16 protein-coding genes are annotated in these 22100 nt (G+C 37.3%); 14 read left to right on the top strand and 2 right to left on the bottom strand.

Translation table 11 applies throughout. From position 1 onward, the window contains the following. Nucleotides 1-16 precede the first annotated feature (16 nt). The 4 genes from FEE95_RS07305 to FEE95_RS07320 all read left to right on the top strand — a co-directional run bounded on the left by FEE95_RS07305 (nt 17) and on the right by FEE95_RS07320 (nt 5950). The gene (locus FEE95_RS07305; protein WP_138657219.1) at nt 17-1171 is read left to right on the top strand and encodes a cystathionine gamma-synthase; all 1155 of its coding nucleotides are present in this window, start codon (nt 17-19) and stop codon (nt 1169-1171) included. Between the two features lie 117 nt (nt 1172-1288). After that, nucleotides 1289-2632: an NADP-specific glutamate dehydrogenase gene (gene gdhA / locus FEE95_RS07310; RefSeq protein WP_138657220.1), complete on the top strand. Its 1344-nt coding sequence runs from the start codon at nt 1289-1291 to the stop codon at nt 2630-2632. A gap of 176 nt (nt 2633-2808) precedes the next feature. After that, complete coding sequence (gene recO / locus FEE95_RS07315; RefSeq protein WP_138657221.1) at nt 2809-3528, top strand: DNA repair protein RecO; 720 nt, start codon at nt 2809-2811, stop codon at nt 3526-3528. A gap of 7 nt (nt 3529-3535) precedes the next feature. Continuing rightward, nucleotides 3536-5950, top strand: a complete 2415-nt coding sequence (locus FEE95_RS07320) for a TonB-dependent receptor (RefSeq protein ID WP_238474513.1) — start codon at nt 3536-3538, stop codon at nt 5948-5950. Between the two features lie 54 nt (nt 5951-6004). Here the strand turns inward: FEE95_RS07320 and FEE95_RS07325 are convergent, their stop codons facing one another. After that, on the bottom strand, nt 6005-6412 hold the full coding sequence (locus FEE95_RS07325) for a hypothetical protein (RefSeq protein WP_138657223.1): 408 nt from the start codon (nt 6410-6412) through the stop codon (nt 6005-6007). A gap of 235 nt (nt 6413-6647) precedes the next feature. Between FEE95_RS07325 and ileS the strand changes: the two genes are divergently transcribed. From ileS to FEE95_RS07345, 4 genes are all read left to right on the top strand, one after another. Then, the gene (gene ileS, locus FEE95_RS07330; protein ID WP_138657224.1) at nt 6648-10046 is read left to right on the top strand and encodes an isoleucine--tRNA ligase; all 3399 of its coding nucleotides are present in this window, start codon (nt 6648-6650) and stop codon (nt 10044-10046) included. A 4-nt stretch (nt 10047-10050) separates the two neighbouring features. Further along, nucleotides 10051-10434, top strand: a complete 384-nt coding sequence (locus FEE95_RS07335; protein WP_138657225.1) for a TraR/DksA family transcriptional regulator — start codon at nt 10051-10053, stop codon at nt 10432-10434. 122 nt (nt 10435-10556) lie between these two features. Continuing rightward, a complete protein-coding gene (locus FEE95_RS07340) occupies nt 10557-11117 on the top strand; it encodes a hypothetical protein (RefSeq protein ID WP_138657226.1) in 561 nt (186 codons plus the stop codon). A gap of 33 nt (nt 11118-11150) precedes the next feature. Further along, nucleotides 11151-11831, top strand: a complete 681-nt coding sequence (locus FEE95_RS07345) for a lipoprotein signal peptidase (protein WP_138657227.1) — start codon at nt 11151-11153, stop codon at nt 11829-11831. On the opposite strand, the gene FEE95_RS07350 is transcribed toward FEE95_RS07345, so the two are convergent. Beyond that, nucleotides 11810-12379: a 5-formyltetrahydrofolate cyclo-ligase gene (locus tag FEE95_RS07350; RefSeq protein WP_138657228.1), complete on the bottom strand. Its 570-nt coding sequence runs from the start codon at nt 12377-12379 to the stop codon at nt 11810-11812. The genes FEE95_RS07345 and FEE95_RS07350 overlap by 22 nt on opposite strands. Before the next feature lie 531 nt (nt 12380-12910). Between FEE95_RS07350 and uvrC the strand changes: the two genes are divergently transcribed. The 6 genes from uvrC (at nt 12911) to FEE95_RS07380 (ending at nt 22058) form a co-directional block, all read left to right on the top strand. Continuing rightward, entirely contained in the window at nt 12911-14704 is a 1794-nt protein-coding gene (uvrC, locus tag FEE95_RS07355; protein ID WP_138657229.1) for an excinuclease ABC subunit UvrC, read from the top strand. Between the two features lie 15 nt (nt 14705-14719). Beyond that, nucleotides 14720-16996 carry a patatin-like phospholipase family protein gene (locus tag FEE95_RS07360; protein WP_138657230.1) on the top strand — a complete coding sequence of 759 codons (2277 nt, stop codon included), beginning with the start codon at nt 14720-14722 and terminating at the stop codon, nt 16994-16996. 258 nt (nt 16997-17254) lie between these two features. After that, nucleotides 17255-18418, top strand: coding sequence for a 4-hydroxyphenylpyruvate dioxygenase (gene hppD / locus FEE95_RS07365; protein ID WP_138657231.1), 1164 nt, complete (start codon nt 17255-17257; stop codon nt 18416-18418). A gap of 424 nt (nt 18419-18842) precedes the next feature. Further along, nucleotides 18843-19682 carry a DUF3108 domain-containing protein gene (locus tag FEE95_RS07370; RefSeq protein ID WP_138657232.1) on the top strand — a complete coding sequence of 280 codons (840 nt, stop codon included), beginning with the start codon at nt 18843-18845 and terminating at the stop codon, nt 19680-19682. Between the two features lie 109 nt (nt 19683-19791). Continuing rightward, nucleotides 19792-20766, top strand: coding sequence for a tryptophan 2,3-dioxygenase family protein (locus FEE95_RS07375; RefSeq protein WP_138657233.1), 975 nt, complete (start codon nt 19792-19794; stop codon nt 20764-20766). Further along, a complete protein-coding gene (locus FEE95_RS07380) occupies nt 20763-22058 on the top strand; it encodes a peptidoglycan DD-metalloendopeptidase family protein (RefSeq protein ID WP_138657234.1) in 1296 nt (431 codons plus the stop codon). The genes FEE95_RS07375 and FEE95_RS07380 overlap by 4 nt, the downstream gene beginning before the upstream one ends. Nucleotides 22059-22100: the final 42 nt, after the last annotated feature.

A 22100-nucleotide genomic window follows, 5' to 3' on the forward strand; every position in this document is an offset into this window, starting at 1 on the left:
GGTATAATTACATCTCATGAGCGAAAAAAAGTTAAAATTCAATAGCAAGACGATTCATGGAGGTCAAAAACCGGACGCAGGGTATGGTGCTGTGATGCCTCCTATTTATCAAACCTCCACTTATGCGCAAACTACTCCAGGAGGTCATAGGGGCTATGCCTATTCGCGAAGTGCAAACCCAACCCGAAATGCTTTAGAAAAATCCTTGGCAAGCATAGAAAATGGAAATTTTGGAATAGCATTTGCCAGCGGTATGGCGGCTATTGATACGGTTATAAAATTATTGAATCCTGGGGATGAGGTCTTGTCAACTGACGATTTGTACGGGGGAAGTTACCGTTTGTTTAAACAAGTATTTGAACGGTTCGGAATTACATTTCGTTTTATTGGGATGCAAAATGCCGATAGTATCGAAGAGCATATTACGGTTAAGACTAAATTGATTTGGGTAGAGACACCAACTAACCCCATGATGAATATTTTGGATATCAAAGCAATTTCTCAATTAGCAAAAAAACATGATATCCTCGTAGCTGTGGACAATACATTCGCCACGCCCTATTTACAATTGCCGCTAGATTTAGGGGCTGACATCGTTATGCATTCCGCAACAAAATACTTAGGGGGCCATAGTGATGTAGTTGTCGGAGCTTTGGTAGTAAATGATAAAGAACTAGCCGATAAACTATACTTTATTCAAAATGCCAGTGGTGCAGTATGTGGACCGATGGACAGCTTTCTAACGCTTCGAGGAATTAAGACCCTTCATGTACGTATGCAACGCCATTGTGAAAACGGAAAGGCAATTGCCGAGTATTTGGCAAAGCATCCGAAAATCGAAAAAGTATATTGGCCGGGATTAGAAGACCATCCAAACCACGAAATTGCTAAAAGTCAAATGAATGATTTTGGTGGAATGATTTCTTTCGTCCCTAAAGGAAGTAGTTATCAAGAAGCTATTCAAATTGTAGAAAAACTTCAAATCTTCACCTTGGCGGAATCCTTGGGTGGCGTGGAAAGTTTGGCAGGTCACCCCGCTAGTATGACCCATGGAAGTATTCCAAAGGAAGAAAGAGAGAAAAGCGGTGTAGTCGATGCTTTGATTCGTCTAAGTGTAGGTATAGAGGACAAAGCGGATTTGATTGCTGATTTGGAACAAGCTATAAGATAAAAATTTATCAAATTTTTAAAAAAATAGGGGCTAAATTATAATAATAGCATAATTTTGCCGCTATATTCTAAATTCAATAAAAAACAACGTATTACCAAAGAATTTATGGACGCAAAAATGCAAAAAAAGATTGATGGATTTATGGATGAGGTTAGAATCAGAAATGGTCACGAACCAGAATTCATTCAAGCTGTACAGGAAGTGGCGGAAACTGTTATTCCGTATATCGCCCGTAAAAAGATTTACAGTGGCAAAAATATTCTTTTAAGAATGGTTGAGCCTGAAAGACTAATCTCTTTTAGGGTATCATGGATTGATGATAACGGAGAAATACACGTAAATCGTGGATATCGTATTCAAATGAATTCCGCAATCGGTCCGTATAAAGGTGGATTACGTTTTCACCCCTCGGTAAATGCCAGTATCCTAAAGTTTTTGGCTTTTGAGCAGGTCTTTAAAAACAGTTTGACTACCCTACCTATGGGTGGCGGAAAAGGAGGTTCTGATTTTGACCCGAAAGGAAAATCTGATGAAGAAGTGATGCGTTTTTGCCATGCATTTATGGCGGAATTGGCAAGACATATTGGTCCGAATACTGATGTACCTGCTGGTGATATAGGAGTAGGTGCGCGAGAAATTGGCTTTCTATTCGGAATGTATAAAAAAATGAGAAATGAATTTACCGGCGTACTTACAGGTAAGGGACTTTCTTGGGGTGGCTCTAAAATACGACCTGAAGCTACCGGTTACGGTACCGTATATTTTGCCCAAAGTATGTTGAAAACTAAAGATGATAGCTTTGAAGGTAAAGTAGTAGCAATTTCCGGTTCAGGAAATGTCGCGCAATATGCAGCTGAAAAAGTGATTCAATTAGGAGGTAAGGTGGTAACACTTTCTGACTCTGGAGGATACATCTATGACGAAGAGGGTATCGATAAAAAGAAGCTCGCTTACGTAATGGACTTGAAAAATAACAAAAGAGGGCGTATTTCAGAATATGCAAAAAAATATAAGTCCGCAAAATTCTCCAAAGATGGTAAGGTATGGGATGTTAAATGTGATATTGCATTGCCTTGTGCAACCCAAAACGAATTAGATGGTAAAAGTGCAAAGAAACTGATAAAGAACAAATGTATTTGTGTTGCTGAAGGTGCAAACATGCCGTCTACTCCAGAAGCGATTCACGAATTTCAGAAAGCTCAAATATTATTTGCCCCAGGAAAAGCTTCCAATGCTGGTGGAGTTGCAACTTCTGGACTGGAAATGTCTCAAAACTCACTTCGAATCAGTTGGACTCGTGAAGAAGTTGATGAGCGTTTGAAAGATATTATGGAAGACATTCATGACTCTTGTATCGAATACGGTAAGGAGAAGGGCGGCTATTGCAACTACGTTAAAGGGGCTAACATTGCTGGCTTTGTAAAAGTTGCAGATGCCATGTTGGCTCAAGGAGTTATTTAAGGCTTGCCTGCCTTTTGAAGGTACGAAGTTAGAAGTACAAAATACAAAGTATTAAAGTGCGAAGGTTTCTTTTGAAACGCTTCGCACTTTTTTTGTTTTGGAACTTAAACCTCGTATTTCACACTTCGTATTTCGAACATTTAAAAGTTATCTTTGCCAAAAACCCAACCACCCGAATGCAAGTCACTACTAAAGCCATCATTCTTACTTCTTTGAAGTATGGGGATACTAGCCTAATCACTCGGGCTTTTACGGCTTCTGATGGCTTGAAATCCTATCTCCTAAAAGGCGTTTTAGCATCCAAAAAGGGGAAACTCAAAACTGCCTATTTTCAACCTTTGACCCAATTGGAACTTGTAGCCAATCATAAGAATAAGGGGAATTTAGAAAGTATTCGAGAGGCAAAGGTCATTTACCATTACCAAACCTTGCATACAGATATTGCCAAAAGTGCAATGACCCAATTCTTGGCAGAAATGTTGAGTAATAGTATTCATGAAGAGGAGCGTAATCAAGGGCTTTTCGATTTTCTAGAAGCATCATTGCAATGGTTAGATGCGCACAACGAAATCTCAAACTTTCATCTTGGGTTTTTGATAAACCTGACGCGATATTTAGGATTTTATCCTGATACAAATGCCTTAGATGCAAACTACTTTGACTTACTGGAAGGAGAGTTTACCAATACTCCCTCATTGAATCCAATTTTAACAGGAGAGAATCTTAATTTTTTTAAAACCGTTTTGGGCACAAATTTTGATGCCATACATACCATCAAAATGACGAAGACAAACCGACAAGAACTTCTCAAATCCATTGTAATGTATTTTGAATTGCATCTACAGGGATTTCGAAAACCCAAGTCTCTTGCTATTTTAAATGAAGTTTTTAGCTAGGGTGATTATGACGACAAGGATATTTTTCTTGCTCTTTCTATTAGGTCTACAGTTGATTTCTGCACAAGAAATTTCTGTGCTTGACCAAGATTCCCGTGAGCCTATTCTCAACGTTGCTGTATTTAATTTGGATAAATCGAAAACAGTGGTTTCAGATTTTGATGGCAAATGTGATTTATCCATTTTTGACCGAAATGAACGTATTACCTTTCAGCATATAAGCTACGAAATTCGGAAGTCTACTAAGGCCCAAATTCAGCGGCAAAAAAGGAAAATATATTTAACATTGAAGGCCGAACAATTAGATGAAGTGATAATGTCGGTTTCCAAATGGGAGCAGCAGAAAAAGGATATTCCGAATAAAATTGCTTCTATTGACGCAAGGGAAATAGCTTTTACCAATCCGCAAACTTCTGCGGATTTACTTCAAAATAGCGGCAAGGTTTTCGTTCAAAAAAGTCAACTAGGTGGAGGAAGCCCAATGATACGAGGCTTTGCTACAAACCGACTTTTACTTTCTGTAGATGGAATTCGTATGAATAATGCCATTTTTAGGGGAGGGAATATCCAAAACGTAATTTCAATTGACCCATATACCATAAAAAACACCGAAGTCATTTTCGGACCGGGTTCGGTTATTTATGGAAGTGATGCTATTGGTGGGGTAATGAACTTTTATACCAAAAAGGCGGAGTTCACAACTTCTGACAGTCTCGCTTTTTCTGGAAATGCAAACTATAGATTTGCCTCAGCAAATACTGAAAACACTTTGCATTTCGATTTTAATGTCGGAAAGAGAAAATGGGCATTTTTTACAAGTGCATCTTATAATAATTTCAGCGATTTGAAAATGGGACAAGATGGTCCAGATACTTATTTGCGAAATACCTACGTCACCCAAAGAAATGGACAAGATGAATTAGTTGTAAATAACACTCCCGAAAAACAAATTTCAACGGGATACAATCAAATTAATCTTCTGCAAAAAATCGCCTACAAACCCAATAATAACTGGCGTTATGATTTGGGGTTGCATTTTTCCGAAACATCAGATTATTCAAGGTACGACAGATTGATACGTCCAAATACCGATAATACAGGTCTGCTTTCAGCTGAATGGTTTTATGGCCCGCAGAAATGGTTCATGAGTAAGCTCCAAATTAATAAAAAAGGCAAGGGCTTGTTTTATGATGGTTTAAAAATCACGGCAGCCTACCAAAGATTTGAAGAAAGTAGAAATAACAGAGATTTTCAAGACCTTATTCGCAATAGAACAAAAGAAAATGTCGATGCCATTTCAGCAAACATAGATTTTGAAAACAAACGTATTGGTGATTTAAGACTGTATTACGGAACAGAATACATTTTCAATAGAGTAGGCTCAAAAGGAAACCAACAAAATATAGAAACCAATATCATTTCAAACGCAGCTTCCAGGTATCCCGATGGAGCCACCTGGCAAACTGTTGCAGGTTATATAAAAGCTGAATACAAAGCCAAACCGAATTTCACATTATTATCGGGCCTTCGATACAGTCATGTTTGGATTGATGCGGTTTTTGATAAAACCTTCTTTCCGTTTCCTTTTGATGATGCAAAACTGGACAATGGCGCACTAACCGGAAGCATTGGTTTAAGTTGGTTTCCAAAAGCGGATTTGCAAATCACATGGAACGGCTCTACAGCCTTTCGGTCTCCGAATATAGATGATGTAGGTAAAGTATTTGATTCAGAGCCTGGTTCAGTGGTAGTGCCGAACCCTGATTTAGAACCTGAATATGCCTACAATACAGAACTCGGTATACAAAAGAATTTTGCGGATAAAGTAGTATTGAAAGGCGCCACCTTTTATACCTATTTGGTAGATGCCTTAGTACGTAGGGATTTTCAATTCAATGGTCAATCACAGATTGAATATTACGGTGAACTAAGTAATGTACAGGCGGTGCAAAATGCTGCAAAGGCATACGTATATGGGTTCGAGCTAGGTCTAGAAGCCTTTTTGACCGATAACTTGTCAATCACTTCAAACCTAACGATTACCAAGGGGATCGAAGAAGAAGCTGATGGAACGGATTCTCCGGGAAGACACGTTTCTCCAACATTTGGAGATTTTCATATAGTATGGAAAAATCAAAAACTTAAGGTAGATGCCTTCCTAAACTATAATGGAAAAATTGATTTTGAGGACTTAGCTCCCTCAGAAATAAGCAAAGCCTATATTTACGCAGTTGATACGAATGGAAATCCCTATTCTCCTTCATGGCATACTTTGAATCTGCGTTCGCAATATGCTATTTCCAATGCTTTAAAAGCAACATTAAGCCTTGAAAATATTACCAATCAAAGATATCGCTCGTATTCGTCAGGGATTGCGGCACCAGGTATAAATCTTGTTTTAGGCTTGGGATATCGGTTTTAGTCAAAAAAAACCCTGATGTAAACATCAGGGCTATTTATTTTAGCAAGAAGATAATTAGTTTTTCACCTTATCCTTTACCTCCTTAGCAGCGTCTTTTGCTTTATCGGCAGCATCATTGGCCGCATCCTTAACGTCCCCAGCAGCATCTTTTACTTTGTCGGCAGCGTCTGAGCCAGCTTCTTTAACAGCATCAACAGCATCAGAACCAGCCTCTTTCGCAGAGTCTACTGCGTCACCGGCAGCATCAACAGCATCAGAACCGGCCTCTTTCGCAGAGTCTACTGCATCACCAGCAGCATCCATTGCGTCTTCACCAGCTTCCTTAACGGCATCACCTGCATCTTCAGCTGCATCGGCAGCTGCTTCGGTAGCGTCTTTTGCCTTGTCAGCTGCTTCTCTACATGATACAAATGACACACATAGTGCAAGTACCATAATTGAACTTAAAATTACTTTTTTCATGTTTTTTAGTTTTAGTGTTTTGTTTCTAACTGCAAAGATATACGGATGCTTTCAGTATTTAGATGCAATTTGTTAACATTTTAAGGGAAGTAGTGAACAAATACCTTGATTTTAAGGACTTTTTGCGGAATTGTTTTCTTTCTCTATTTCTACTGTTTAGTGTTTGTGATGCCAATTATATGAACCAAAATCCCTAATTTTGCAGCCTTAAAACGCAGTATCAGAAGCATTTCTTATGAAGTTCGCAGAATATAAAGGATTGGATTTACCAAAAGTAGCAGAGGAGATTCTGGCCTACTGGAAGGAAAACCAGATTTTCGAAAAGAGTGTTTCCACTCGTGAAGCCAAACCGAACTACGTTTTTTATGAAGGACCACCATCAGCTAATGGAATGCCAGGTATTCACCATGTCATGGCGCGAACTATCAAAGATATCTTCCCACGGTACAAAACCATGAAAGGCTTTCAAGTAAAGCGAAAAGCAGGTTGGGATACTCACGGACTCCCAATCGAGCTTGGTGTTGAAAAAGAATTGGGTATTACCAAGGAAGATATCGGAAAGAAAATTTCTGTGGAAGAGTATAATGCAGCTTGTAAGAAGGCTGTAATGCGCTATACTGATGTTTGGAATAGAATGACCGAACAGGTAGGCTATTGGGTAGATATGGATGACCCATACATTACGTACAAGTCCAAATACATGGAAACCGTTTGGTGGCTGCTGAAACAGATTTATGATAAGGGATTAATTTATAAGGGATATACCATTCAACCCTATTCTCCAAAAGCAGGGACTGGTCTAAGTTCACACGAATTAAATCAGCCAGGAACCTATCAAGATGTTACCGATACTACGGTAACTGCACAATTCAAGGCAATCGAAAGTACACTGCCCGATTTCTTGCAAAATGAAGGAGATGTATACTTCTTGGCATGGACGACTACGCCTTGGACGCTTCCATCGAATACGGCGCTGACCGTTGGGCCAAAGATTGATTATGTTTTAGTAGAAACCTATAACCAATACACATTCAAACCAATGAATGTCGTTTTGGCCAAGAACTTGGTGACAAAACAGTTTGCAGGGAAGTTTAATGAGGTTGAAACAAAACCTGAATTAATAAACTATAGATCTGGAGATAAAAAAATTCCTTTTTATGTCGTAAAAGAATTTAAGGGGAAGGACTTAGTCGGGATCAAGTACGAACAACTCATTGACTATGCGAAACCTAATCAAAATCCTGAGAATGCTTTTCGTGTCATTTCTGGTGATTTCGTAACCACAGAAGATGGTACAGGAATTGTTCACACTGCGCCTACTTTTGGCGCGGACGATGCCTTGGTGGCAAAACAAGCTGTTCCTGAGGTTCCGCCATTATTGGTTTTAGATGAAAATAAAAATCCAGTTCCCTTGGTAGACTTACAAGGAAAGTTTAGGCCCGAACTAAAAGAATGGGGTGGAAAGTACGTCAAGAATGAATATTATGATGATGGAAAAGCACCTGAGCGTTCAATTGATGTTGAGATCGCGATTAAACTAAAAGAAGAGAATAAAGCTTTTAAAGTTGAGAAGTATGTACACAGTTATCCTAACTGTTGGCGTACCGATAAGCCAATTTTATATTATCCTTTAGATTCTTGGTTCATTAAGATTTCCGATGTGAAAGATAAAATGTTTTCCTTGAACCAAACTATCAACTGGAAGCCCAAATCTACTGGTGAAGGTCGTTTTGGGAATTGGTTGGCAAATGCAAATGACTGGAATTTATCTCGCTCAAGATATTGGGGAATTCCACTTCCTATTTGGAGAACAGAGGATGGAACGGAGGAAATGATGATTGGCTCTGTGGCTGAATTAAAGTCTGAAATGACGAAAGCACTAGAAGCCGGAGTCCTGGAAAAAGACATTTTTGAAGATTTTGTGGTTGGCGATATGTCCGAAGAGAACTATGACAAAATCGATTTGCATAAAAATATAGTTGACCAAATCACACTTATTTCCCCCTCAGGAAAACCTATGAAACGCGAAAGTGATTTGATTGATGTTTGGTTTGATAGTGGTTCAATGCCCTATGCACAGTGGCACTATCCGTTTGAAAATCAAGATTTGATTGATAGAGGAGAGACTTTTCCAGCGGATTTTATTGCGGAAGGAGTTGACCAAACTAGAGGATGGTTTTATACCCTGCACGCTATCGGCACTATGGTTTTTGATTCGGTTGCCTATAAAAATGTAGTTTCTAACGGACTTGTTTTAGACAAGGAAGGCAAGAAAATGTCAAAGCGTTTGGGTAATGCAGTCGACCCCTTTGAAACAATGGATGCGCATGGAGCAGATGCTACGCGTTGGTACATGATTTCAAATGCAAACCCATGGGATAATCTAAAGTTTGATATCGATGGAATCGTTGAGGTAAAAAGAAAATTCTTCGGAACCCTTTATAATACCTATTCTTTCTTTTCGCTCTATGCCAATATTGACGAATTCAAATATACAGAGGCAGATGTAGCTTTAAGCGAACGCCCAGAAATAGACCGATGGATTCTATCTGAATTACATACCCTTGTCAAAAAAGTAGATGAGGCCTATGCAGATTATGAGCCCACTAGAGCAACAAGGGCCATTTCTGAATTTGTTCAGGAAAATCTGAGCAACTGGTACGTGCGTTTGTGCCGAAGACGTTTTTGGAAAGGTGACTACCAACAAGATAAAATATCCGCATATCAAACCTTGTATACTTGTTTGGAAACTGTGGCAAAACTTTCTGCACCAGTAGCTCCATTTTTTATGGATAGGCTATATAAAGATTTAACAAATACTACAGAAAAGGAAACTTTTGAAAGTGTACATTTGGCTAATTTTCCAGAGTATGATGACGCCATGGTTGATACCGAATTAGAAGGAAAGATGCAAAAGGCACAAACGATTTCTTCTTTGGTATTATCTATTCGTCAGAAAGAAAAAATCAAAGTACGACAACCGTTGCAGAAGATTATGATTCCGGTTTCAGATGATGAACAAAAGCATGCGATAGAAGCAGTTGCAGATTTGATTAAGTCTGAGGTAAATGTAAAAGAGATTGAGCTATTAGATGATGCTTCTGGTATTTTGGTGAAGCAGATAAAGCCAAATTTCAAGGTTTTAGGTCCGAAGTATGGCAAGGAAATGAAGCAAATTGCGGCTGAAGTTTCGAAACTTGGGCAGGAGGACATCCAAAAAATCGAACAGGAGGGCGAAATAACCATCCAAATAGAAAATAATAGTATTAAATTACAGTTACAAGATGTAGAGATAAGCTCTCAAGACATCGAAGGATGGCTAGTTGCCTCCTCTGGTCCGCTTACGGTTGCATTAGATGTCACTATCAATGAAGCTCTAAGAAAAGAAGGTGTTGCGAGGGAATTGGTCAACCGAATTCAGAATATGAGAAAAGATTCTGGGTTTGAAGTAACTGATAAAATTGACATTAAAATATTAAAAGATGGATTTGTAGAACAAGCAGTTTCCGATAATTTGAACTATATTAAAACGGAAACGCTTACTGCAGAACTAAATTTTGAAGAAAAACTAGATATAGGCACGGAAATTGCCTTTGATGAAGTGAATACGAAACTATTTATTACAAAACACTAGAAAAATGGCACAAGATTTAAAAGTTAGATATGCCGACAAAGATTTGGCTGAGTTTAAAGAGCTCATAGAAGAAAAAATAGAAAAAGCAAAAAGTCATTTAGAACTGTTGAAAAGTGCATATATGAATGATGGTAATAACGGTACGGATGATACGTCGCCAACGTTCAAAGCTTTCGAAGAAGGTTCACAAACGATGAGTAAAGAGGCTAATACTCAGTTAGCAATTCGTCAAGAGAAATTTATTCGCGATTTGAAAAATGCCTTGTTACGTATCGAGAACAAAACGTACGGAATTTGCCGTGTAACGGGAAAGCTCATTAATAAAGAACGTTTGAAGCTTGTTCCTCACGCTACCTTAAGTATTGAGGCAAAAAATATGCAGAAATAAACTATTGATTTATAATTTATGGGCCCACAAGATTTAAAAACTTGTGGGCTTTTTGTTTTAAGAATCTCGTGAAAGTATTTATAGTTTTATTTTTCACCTTAAATTTTCTATCCGCCCAAAAGGTGGTTAGAAAATCAATTATAGATAGTGCTGTTTCTTCAATTCAAATAGATGTTTCCAACTGTTTCGAAGTAAAAATTGAAACGTTTGATACTCAAGCCATAGTTGTGGAAGCAAATATTGATGGAGAATATAGAAAAGACCTGGTACTTAATATGACTGAAGAGGGGACAACGGTTTTGGTAAGTGCAGGGTTTAGACCCAATTTCGAAAACCCCAACGATAAACTCAGTGCACACAAGGTAGTGTCAATCGCCCTGAATATTAAAATTCCTCAAAATATGAATGTTCGGGTTTTCGGCTCAAACTGTAATGTCAACGCAACTGGGTATTTTGAAAAACTAAAAATGACTTTGAACGATGGTGTTAGTCGTTTGTATAAAGTTGAAGGTTTGGCTGAAATAACTTCACAAAGTGGTGATATTTTTGTTGAAAGTAAGTCGGCTGAAATTCTTCCCCATAGCAAATATGGACAGGTGGATGAAAATCAAATTCCTTCAGGAGATAATAAGTATCTACTTAACTCCGTTACTGGAGACATCCGCTTCAAGAGAATCGAATAATATGTCTATTTTTGCCACAATTATAACTACGGAATGAATTTAAAGAAGTCGCTGCTGCTGATTGCGGTTATATTGTTATTAGACCAGATTAGTAAAGTCTATATAAAGACTCATTTTCAATTAGGGGAATCTGTTGAGGTTTTAAGTTGGTTTAAAATTCATTTTATAGAAAATTCAGGTGCTGCCTGGGGTGCTAAATTGAGTGATTTCTTGCCGATTTCAGAATCATCAGGAAAGTTGATTTTAACTGTTTTTAGATTGTTCGCAGTCGCGGGAATTGGTTACTGGTTATTTGAAACCATAAGAAAAAAATCGCCTAAAGTACTTATTCTAGCAGTCTCTCTGATTTTTGCTGGAGCTTTAGGAAACATTATCGATTCTGTTTTTTTTGGACTTATTTTTGACCATAGTACTGGCCAAGTCGCAACACTATTTTCAGATGAACCCTATGGAGGTGTATTTTATGGTAAGGTAGTTGATATGCTTTATTTTCCAATGGTTGACACGGTATGGCCCGAATGGGTGCCTTATTTTGGAGGCAAGAGTTTTCGTTTTTTTGAACCTGTCTTTAATGTAGCCGATACTGCTATAAGTACAGGGGTTGGAATCCTATTGGTATTTAACAAAAAAGCATTTCCTAATAAGGAAGAGGAATCAGAAATAGAAGAAACTGTTTTAGGCGAAACGATAAATCAAGTACTGGAAAACGAATAGACTTTTTCAGGGGTAACACAATAGTCTAGAGGAATATCATTCTCATTTAAATCACTAATTTTAGCTATTGCGGGAAACAAGGATAGTCCTACTTTTATGACATTTTTTTTGCAGCCATTTAAGAAATTATCATAGAACCCTTTTCCGTACCCTACTCGATTTCCATTCTCATCAAATGCTAATAAGGGAACAAAAACCACATCGATTTTATGTGAAGGCACTTCAACACCCTCAATAGGTTCAGGCACTCCCCATGAATTGGCTTTTAGCCTTGTACTATCGGTTAACAAAATATTTTGAAGTCTATCTTTAGATCGTATTTTTGGAAGCACAATATTCTTATCCTTTCCTTGTAATATTGATAAGATAAATGAAGTGTCTACCTCATTTTTAGAGATAATGGGTAAAAAAATATGATAGTATTCAAAATCCCAAATAGGAAGTTCAAGCAACTTGTTTGAAATAGCAAGGCTAGAATTTAGTAGGGATTGCGGGGAAACTTCTTTTCGTAATACGGTATATTGTAGTCGTAAATCTTTCTTTAACATCAAGGATCGTTAAATTCTTACGAAATGAAAAATGCCTTTGATATTAATCTTTAATAGCTACGGCATAATACACTTTGCAGAAAAGCATTAGTATTAAATAGGTGCCGATAGTGATGAGGTACTTGTCCATGCGTTGGTTGATTTTGATGGCTAAATATATACAAAAAAAACCTATTAAGTGTACTTTTTAATCGATGAACTGCACGTTTTGCTTTAAATTTTAACATTTAATTTGATGTGCTTGTAGTTGAATTCAGACGAATTTTTATTTAAATATTTGAAAAAGAGAGAGTTATGATTTATGCTAATTTTACTCGAAATGTGGTCTGGTATATAAACTTTAACGGGGTTGGTGGAAATGAAGTGGGTAACATGTTTGTCACTAAAGATTTTATCTGAAAATAAGGATACCGTTATCGCAGAAAAACCTTGCTTTTCACAAAGTTAAATAAACCCAAAATCGAATGCGGTTTTCTAAAAACGTGGTAATTTAACGTCCTATACCAAGCAGAATTGCACCAATGCCTTTTCATGTCTAAAGTATCTATAGAAATACAGTTGCAAACCTTACCTAGTAACCCTGGTGTATATCAGTTTTATGATGCTACCGATAAAATTTTATATGTTGGTAAGGCGAAAAATTTAAAAAAACGGGTCTCTTCTTATTTTAATAAAAATCATGAGTATGGTAAGACTCGAGTAATGGTGAAGAAGATTGTTCGAATTGAACATATTGTGGTGCCAACAGAGTCAGATGCGCTTTTACTTGAGAATAATCTAATCAAAAAGTATCGCCCTAGGTACAATGTGCTTTTAAAAGATGATAAGTCATACCCTTGGATATGTGTTAAAAATGAGCGTTTCCCTAGAATTTTTCCGACAAGAAAATTGATTAAGGATGGGTCTGAATATTTCGGCCCATATACTAGTATGAGAACTGTTCGTACATTATTGGACCTTGTTAAAAGTGTATATCCTCTAAGAACATGTAATTATGATCTATCCGAGGAAAAAATAAAAGCAGGGAAGTATAAAGTTTGTTTAGAATATCATTTGGGAAATTGCAAAGGTCCTTGTGAAGGCTTTCAAACGGTTGAAGAATATGACCAACAAGTTGTAGATATTCGAGAAATCTTAAAAGGTAATTTCAAATCTTCCTTACACTATTTTAAAGGACAAATGAAAACCCTCGCTTCTGAAATGAAATTCGAAGAAGCGCAGCAGATTAAAGAGAAGATAGATGTTCTAGAAAATTATCAGGTCAAAAGTACAATCGTCAACCCCAAGATAAATAATGTAGATGTCTTTTCCATAATTTCAGATGAGGCATTTGCTTATGTGAACTTTTTACAGCTTTCCCATGGTTCTATTGTCGGTTCACATACGATAGAGATTAAAAAGAAGCTTGAAGAAAAGGATGAAGATTTACTCCAACTAGCCATAGTTGAAATTCGTGACCGATTCAAATCTGAATCCAAAGAAGTATATCTACCTTTCAAGGTAATCGTCGAACCTCACCTAAAAGTTACAATTCCACAATTGGGAGATAAAAAGAAAATTCTAGATCTCTCTGAACGGAATGCTAAATTCTTCAGACAGGAGCGCTTTAAGCAAATAAGTATTATTGACCCTGATAGGCATACGAATCGTATCATGGCCCAAATGAAGAAAGACATCCGATTGTCGGCTGAACCACGTCATATTGAGTGTTTTGATAATAGTAATATACAAGGAAGCAACCCTGTGGCTGCTTGTGTTGTCTTTAAAGATGGAAAGCCCTCCAAAAAGGAGTATCGACATTATAATATTAAAACAGTAGAAGGCCCCGATGACTTTGCCTCTATGGAAGAAGTAGTTTTCAGGCGTTATAAAAGACTATTGGCAGAAGATGAACCATTGCCACAATTAATCGTTATTGACGGTGGAAAGGGGCAATTATCATCAGCATTAAAGAGTCTAGATATTTTAGGATTACGTGGTAAGATTGCCATAATTGGAATTGCCAAACGTCTTGAGGAAATTTACTTTCCTGATGACCCTATTCCATTATACTTAGATAAGAAGTCCGAAAGCCTAAAAATCATTCAGCAACTTCGAAATGAAGCGCACCGTTTTGGCATTACTTTCCATAGAAACAAAAGAAGCAAAGCCGCTATTAATTCTGAGTTGGAAAGTATCGAGGGTGTAGGTGAGAAAACAGCAGAAGACCTTTTAAAAACATTTAAATCTGTTAAGCGTATCAAAGAGGCATCCTTAGAAATCCTTGCAAAAACTGTTGGATTAGCAAAAGCGAAGAAAATTTATGAAACATTTCATCAAAAATAACGTCGTATAGGCAGCATGCAGAAAATTTTACTTTTCGTTCTTACTGTATTTCTTTCATGGAGTATCTGTGCGCAGGAATCAAATAGTAAGGAAGACATCAAAGTAGGCCTTGTCTTAAGCGGAGGTGGTGCCAAGGGCTTAGCTCATATAGGTGCATTAAAGGTCATTGAAGAAGCTGGAGTAAAAATAGATTACATAGGCGGTACCAGTATGGGGGCAATTGTTGGTGCCTTGTATGCGTCAGGATATTCAGCGGCGGAATTAGACTCCATATTTAGAAGTACTAATTTCAGCAGTCTTATTCAAGATAACCTACCAAGAAGTGCAAAGACCTTTTATGAAAAAGAAGATTCCGAAAGATATGCTGTAACACTTCCGTTCAACAAGTTCAAAATAGCAATACCGCAGGCATATTCTGGAGGTCAAAATATATACCACGAATTGGTAAGACTACTTTACCATGTGAAAGATGTAAGTGATTTTAATCAATTGCCTATTCCTTTTGTATGTATTGGCACCAATGTGGAGACGGGTGAAGAGGTTGTACTAAATAAAGGATACCTCCCGCAGGCGATAATGGCCAGTGGTACCCTCCCATCCCTTTTCGAACCTTCAACTGTTGATGACAAAGTGCTGATTGATGGGGGAGTTGTAAACAACTATCCAATTCATAAAGTCAAAGCGCTCGGAGCGGATGTTATCATTGGGGTAGATGTACAACATGGTCTTTCTAGCCGTGAAGAGTTGCTGTCCGCAACAGAAATTCTTCTTCAGATTAACAACTTTCGTTCAGCTGAGGATATGGAGGAAAAATCGCAAGAGACGAATATTTATATTCGACCAAATATGGAGGATTATACCGTTTTAGATTTTAATCAAGGTAAAGCTATTGTTAGAATGGGAGAAGAAGCTGCGCGAAAAGAGTATGTCACATTAAAAGAACTTTCCATTAAGCAAAACAAAGAACTTAAAGCCGTAAAGACTAGTGCGGCTAATGACTCTTTGCGTATTAATCGTTTGGTGTTATCTGGTAAAAATTCGAATTACACTAGAGGGTATGTTAAGGGAAAACTCCGTTTTGAATTAGGCAAGAAAATTAGTTTTCGAAAATTACAACAGGGAATTAGTAACCTTTCCGCAACCGGAAATTTTCAAACGATTCGATATAAATTGGTTTCAAATGGAATAGGAGAGGACCTAATTATTGGTTTAGAGGAAAAGCCAACTAAAACCTTCTTACGACTAGGAGCGCATTATGATGATCTGTATAAAAGCGCTGCAATGATAAACCTTACGAGAAAGAACTTTTTGGCGAAAGATGATGTGGCTTCTTTTGATTTTATTCTAGGTGATAATGTGAGGTATAACCTTCAATACTATATTGATAAAGGTTCGTATTGGTCATTTGGGTTTAATTCACGTTTTAATGATTTCGAAAAAGAAATTGATTTTGACGTTATTCGTAGCAACTACGAAGTGCCGAATGTGGGTAATGTAAACACTATTAATTTAGGCGTGCAAGATTTTACGAATCAGGCTTATGTTCAAACTGTATGGCAAGAAGAATTTGCTTTTACAACAGGTATAGAATATAAGTTTCTTAAGTACAGTACAAGAACCTTAGCTGAACTAGAGAATACCAATGAGACGGCATTAGCGCAAACTAGAATGGACCGAAATGGGCGAACCTTATTTGAAAAAAGCAATTTTTATAGCGCTTTTGGACAGCTCACTCTAGATAGTTATGACGATAAATATTTCCCGACAAAAGGTTTCTATTTTAATGGGGACTTCCATTTTTATGTACTCTCATCAGATTTCAATAATAATTTCAAGGAATTTTCTGTTAGTAAAGCGAGAATAGGTGGTGCATTTTCAATTTTTGACAATCTGGCAATAAACCTAGAGACGGAAGGGGGGTTTAAATTAGGTACCTCAAATGTTACAACCTTTGATTTTGTGCTCGGAGGATATGGTACAAATTTGATAAACAATTTTGTTCCGTTTTTCGGATACGATTTTCTTTCGCTACCCGGCAACAGTTATGTAAAAGCGTATGGTAGACTGGATTTGGAAATTGCTCCCAAAAACCATCTTCTTTTTGCCGCCAATTTCGCCAATGTTGAAGATGACCTTTTTCGAACCGGAGAATGGTTTACCGAACCAACATATTCAGGCTTTGCATTCGGGTATGGTTTAGAATCATTTTTAGGGCCTGTACAAGTGCTGTATTCCTGGTCTCCTCAAGTTGATAAGGGCAACTTCTTTTTTAGCGTAGGCTATTGGTTCTAGGTGTCTGACTTCCCATTCTAAAGCTTGTCCGATAATTATAAGCAGGTTGATTTCTTTTTTCCGATATTTGTAGACCTTTTACAGGAAGAACGACATGATGAAATTTAGAATTGATATAACCGCCCATCTTAGGGCAATGTGGTAATTACGGCCATTAATTAGATTTCCTCTTTTACTGGAATAAATTCAATAAGGTGCGAAAATATTTCTTGATTACAATAGCATCGAGAGCCTTTTCAATTCACTAAAACTAATCTTATGGCAGCAGAAATAAAAAATCTTAAGGATTTAAAGAATACCGAGTACTCCCTTAAAAAACTATTTAAGGAAGCAGAGGATTTTCTTCCTCTAATAGGTACCGATTATGTAGAACTTTACGTAGGGAATGCTAAGCAATCAGCACATTTTTATAAAACAGCCTTTGGCTTTCAGTCGGAAGCCTATGCAGGTCTGGAAACAGGGGTAAAAGACCGGGTTTCTTATGTTTTAAAACAAGATAAAATCAGGTTGGTACTAACCACTCCCTTACAAAAAGGAGGCGAAATCAATCGTCACATTGATGAGCATGGTGATGGTGTAAAAGTTGTAGCACTATGGGTTGAGGATGCAACTAAGGCATTTGAGGAAACCACAAAAAGAGGCGCAAAACCCTATCTAAAACCCACCAAAGAGGAAGATGAAAATGGCCATGTGATTCGTTCTGGAATTTATACCTACGGGGAAACGGTTCATATGTTCGTTGAGCGTAAATACTACAAGGGTATCTTCTTGCCAGGGTATCGAAAATGGGAATCACATTATAATCCAGAACCAGTAGGACTGAAATTCATTGACCATATGGTAGGAAATGTTGGTTGGGGTGAAATGAACCAATGGTGCAAATTTTATGGAGAAGTAATGGGCTTTGCACAGATTGTTTCTTTCGTTGATGATGATATCGCCACAGAATATACCGCACTTATGAGTAAGGTAATGAGTAATGGTAATGGTCGAGTGAAGTTTCCAATCAATGAACCTGCAGAAGGGAAAAAGAAGTCTCAAATAGAGGAGTATTTGGATTTTTACAACGGCCCAGGGGTTCAGCATATGGCATTGGCAACTGATGATATTGTAACGACAGTTTCGGCCATGCGTGATAGAGGTGTGGAATTTTTGTACGTGCCCGATGAGTATTATGACGATTTATTGGAACGTGTTGGCGAAATAGACGAAGATGTTGAGGTCCTTAAAAAACACGGAATTCTTATTGATAGAGATGAAGAGGGATACCTATTACAGTTGTTCACAAAGACAATTGTAGATCGGCCAACACTATTTGTAGAAATCATTCAGCGCAAAGGTGCACAGTCCTTCGGAGTTGGAAATTTCAAAGCACTTTTTGAGGCAATTGAAAGGGAGCAAGAAGCGCGAGGAACCCTTTAGACAGGGCTTTTTCTTAATAAATTCCCAATTTTTTAATACGAAATATAAATTAGTGTTAAGAGATAAGTTAAAGTAAGTTAAAACCAATTTGAACCTGAGAGTTATGTATTAAATTTACATCAGTAAGGGGTGGTTCCCTTACAACTTTAAGTATTGGTTTTTCATAATTTAAAGTTTGGTTGGTTATTTAGGAAAAGCCCAGTTTTTAAACTGGGCTTTTTTTGTCGATACAATGCTTTGTAATTGGCACAACAATTGTTATCTAAATATATGGTGTAGGGTATTTATCTTCTTAATTGTTAACCAAACAATACAATTTGACACTAATGGATATACAATACTTTGGAATAAATTTTGTTTATGTAATAGTAGATTTTAATTGTTCTATTAAGCATTCACTATTTTTACAATAACCCTTCAAGCTATGAAGAAATTTTTTCTCTTACTCTTTTTGCCTTTTTGTTTCTGTATCAACGCTCAGGAATCGGGTGATTTGGCCGTAAATACTATGGTCAAAAAATCTAGTCGTAAGCGAGCAGAAAAAAAGGAATCTGCTTTCGAACCCGGAGAGTGGCTGAAATTCAGAATGCATTATGGTTTTTTGAATGCTAGCTATGCGACACTCCAAGTAAAATCCGATAAGATAAATGGAATTCCAGTTTACCATGTTGTCGGGCATGGAGAAACCTCAGGTTTTGCAAGTATCTTTTTTAAGGTTGATGATACTTACGAAAGTTATTTTGATAAAGAAGATGGTAAGCCGTATAAATTTGTTCGAAATATCAATGAAGGCGGATATACAAAGGATATAGAAATAGATTTTGACCATGAAGAACAAAAGGCTGTTCTAAATGACAAAAAGAACAAGAAAAAGCAAGACATCAAATTGCAGGATAGCGTTCAAGATTTGATTTCTGCTTTTTACTATTTGCGAAATAATTATGATGCGGACAGCTTAGAAGTTGGAAAATCCATAAAAATGAAAATGCTTTATGACGACGATGGTATTTTCAACTTTAAGTTAAAGTATATGGGTCCAGAAGTATTGAAAACCAAATATGGCAAAGTAAAGTGTCATAAGTTCAGGCCGTATGTTCAGTCAGGTCGAGTTTTTAAGGAACAAGAAAGTCTTTCCTTATGGGTTTCGGCAGATGATAATAAAATACCAATTCGTATCAGTGCTGATTTGGCTGTTGGAGCAATTAAGGCTGATTTAGATGGCTACAATGGGCTTAAGCATCAGTTCAAGATTATCATGGATTAGGCTATTTATCCCTTTAGTTCATTTTTAAAAATCTTTATGTAGCTTTGGCAAAGCGTATAGAAGTTGTTATTCTCATAGAACAGAGAAGTACGGCTGAAACTACATGAAAATGAAGAATAAGGAGCAGATTGAATCACAGATTTCGAAACTTCAAGAGAAATACAAAGATTCAGGACAAGATTTGAGCTCTTACCTTGATGGTCTGCTTTATCAACGTTATCTCACCTATTGGGACTACATCCATTTAGATACACTTTTGAGCTTACAGGTTCCGAGAACCTACTTTCCTGATGAGGAGATTTTCATCATGTACCATCAAATTACCGAGCTCTACTTCAAGCTTATTTTGCACGAGCAGAAACAATTGGTTGATGATAAATCACAAAACGTCGATTTCTTTATCGAAAAAGCACGCCGCATAAATAGTTACTTTCAAGCGTTGATTTCTTCCTTTAGCATAATGATAAAAGGAATGGAACGCGAGCAGTTTCTGCAATATCGAATGGCATTGCTTCCTGCAAGTGGTTTTCAATCCGCGCAGTATCGAATGATCGAGATTTATGCTACATCGATGGAGAACTTGGTGCACCATACAGAACGCGGCCAATTTTCATCCGAAGATAGTATTGAAGAGCTCTACGAGAATATATATTGGAAGAGAGGAGCTACTGATGCCGATACAGGTGAAAAAACCCTGACCTTAAAACAATTCGAATACAGATATACACCTAGATTCATTCGAATAGCAAAGCAAGTTGAAGGCAGTACTATATGGGATAAATACTTACAATTAACCCAAGAAAAACAAGATAATAAAGCGCTTATAAAAGCGTTAAAGACATTGGATCTAAATGCGAACGTAAACTGGCCCTTGATGCACTTTGGTTCTGCCCATCGTTATCTTGCTAAAGACAAGAAAAACATCAATGCCACAGGTGGTACAAACTGGAAAGAATATTTGCCACCCAGTTTTCAAAAAGTCGTGTTTTTTCCAAACCTATATACCAAAGAAGAGTTAAATAATTGGGGTAAAGAGTGGGTAGACCATATCTTTAATCCTGAAAAAGTATCAAAACCAAAATGAAAAAATTCTGGGGCATTCTTTTATTCTCAATCCTACTATTTTCTTGTAAAGAAGAAAATGAGGTTAAAAATGAAGACGCCGAAAAAGAAGTAGCAACAATTCCTGTTATGGAGAAGCCAGTTACAAAGTTTGGCTTTAATCTAGATGAGTTTACTGTAAAATACGATACCATCAGAAATGGAGATAGCTTTGGGGAGCTAATGACAGCTCATAAAGTAGATTATCCAAAGATTGCTAAATTATCATTGGAGTTCAAAGACACTTTTGATGTTCGAAGAATACGTGTGGGAAAGCCTTATACGATTTTAACATCAAAAGATACTACTGAGACCGCGCAGGTTTTTATTTATGAAAACGACAGAATCAACTATACCGTTGTAGACTTTAGAGATAGTGTTTCGGCCTATACAGATAAGAAAGAAGTAAAATACGTAGAACGTGAAGCTTCAGGAATAATTGAACAAGGCTCTTCAATTTCCCAGGTTATTCAGGAACAAGGCATAGATTATAGTGTTACCCATAATCTAGCAGATGTTTATGCTTGGACGATTGATTTCTTTAAGTTAGAAGCAGGTGATAAGTTTAAGGTAATCTACAAGGAAAAGTATATCAATGATTCAATTTATGCCGGAGCTGAGCCGATAGAAGCTGCATATTTTGAGCATCGAGGGAAACCAATTTATGCATTTGCCTATGAGAACGATTCTCTTAAAAGTATTGTTGATTACTTTGATGAAGAAGCTAATAATCTTCGCCGTACCTTCTTAAGGGCACCCTTAAAATTTGGGCGTATATCATCTGTTTATAATCTTAAGAGAAGAATAAGATATTACGGAAATAGGATTCGACCTCATAGAGGTACCGACTATGCAGCTCCTAGAGGTACTCCTATTTTGGCAACTGCCGATGGTACAGTTACAGAATCTACGCGAAGAGGAGGTAATGGTAAATATGTAAAAATTCGCCACAATGGAAAGTATAGTACCCAGTATCTGCATATGAGCAAGCAAAATGTGAAAAGGGGCGAGTTTGTTCGGCAAGGTGATGTCATCGGGTGGATTGGTATGACTGGAAATACAAGTGGTCCACATGTTTGTTATCGTTTCTGGAGGAATGGCAGGCAGGTAGATCCAAGAAAAGAGGAACTTCCAAAAGCCGAACCTCTAGCCGAAAGTCTGCAACCCGAGTACTTTGCCTTTATCGAGCCTATTAAAGACCAGCTAGATTGTATGCTTTATCCTGAAAAACCGGTTGAGGAGGAAGAGGAAGATCTGGTTACTTTAAATCAGTAATATATTAGGATTGGTTAGCAATTCAGAAGTTTCGGTATTATA

The organism is Maribacter algarum (ex Zhang et al. 2020), assembly GCF_005885635.1.
GTDB classification, from domain to species: domain Bacteria; phylum Bacteroidota; class Bacteroidia; order Flavobacteriales; family Flavobacteriaceae; genus Maribacter_C; species Maribacter_C algarum.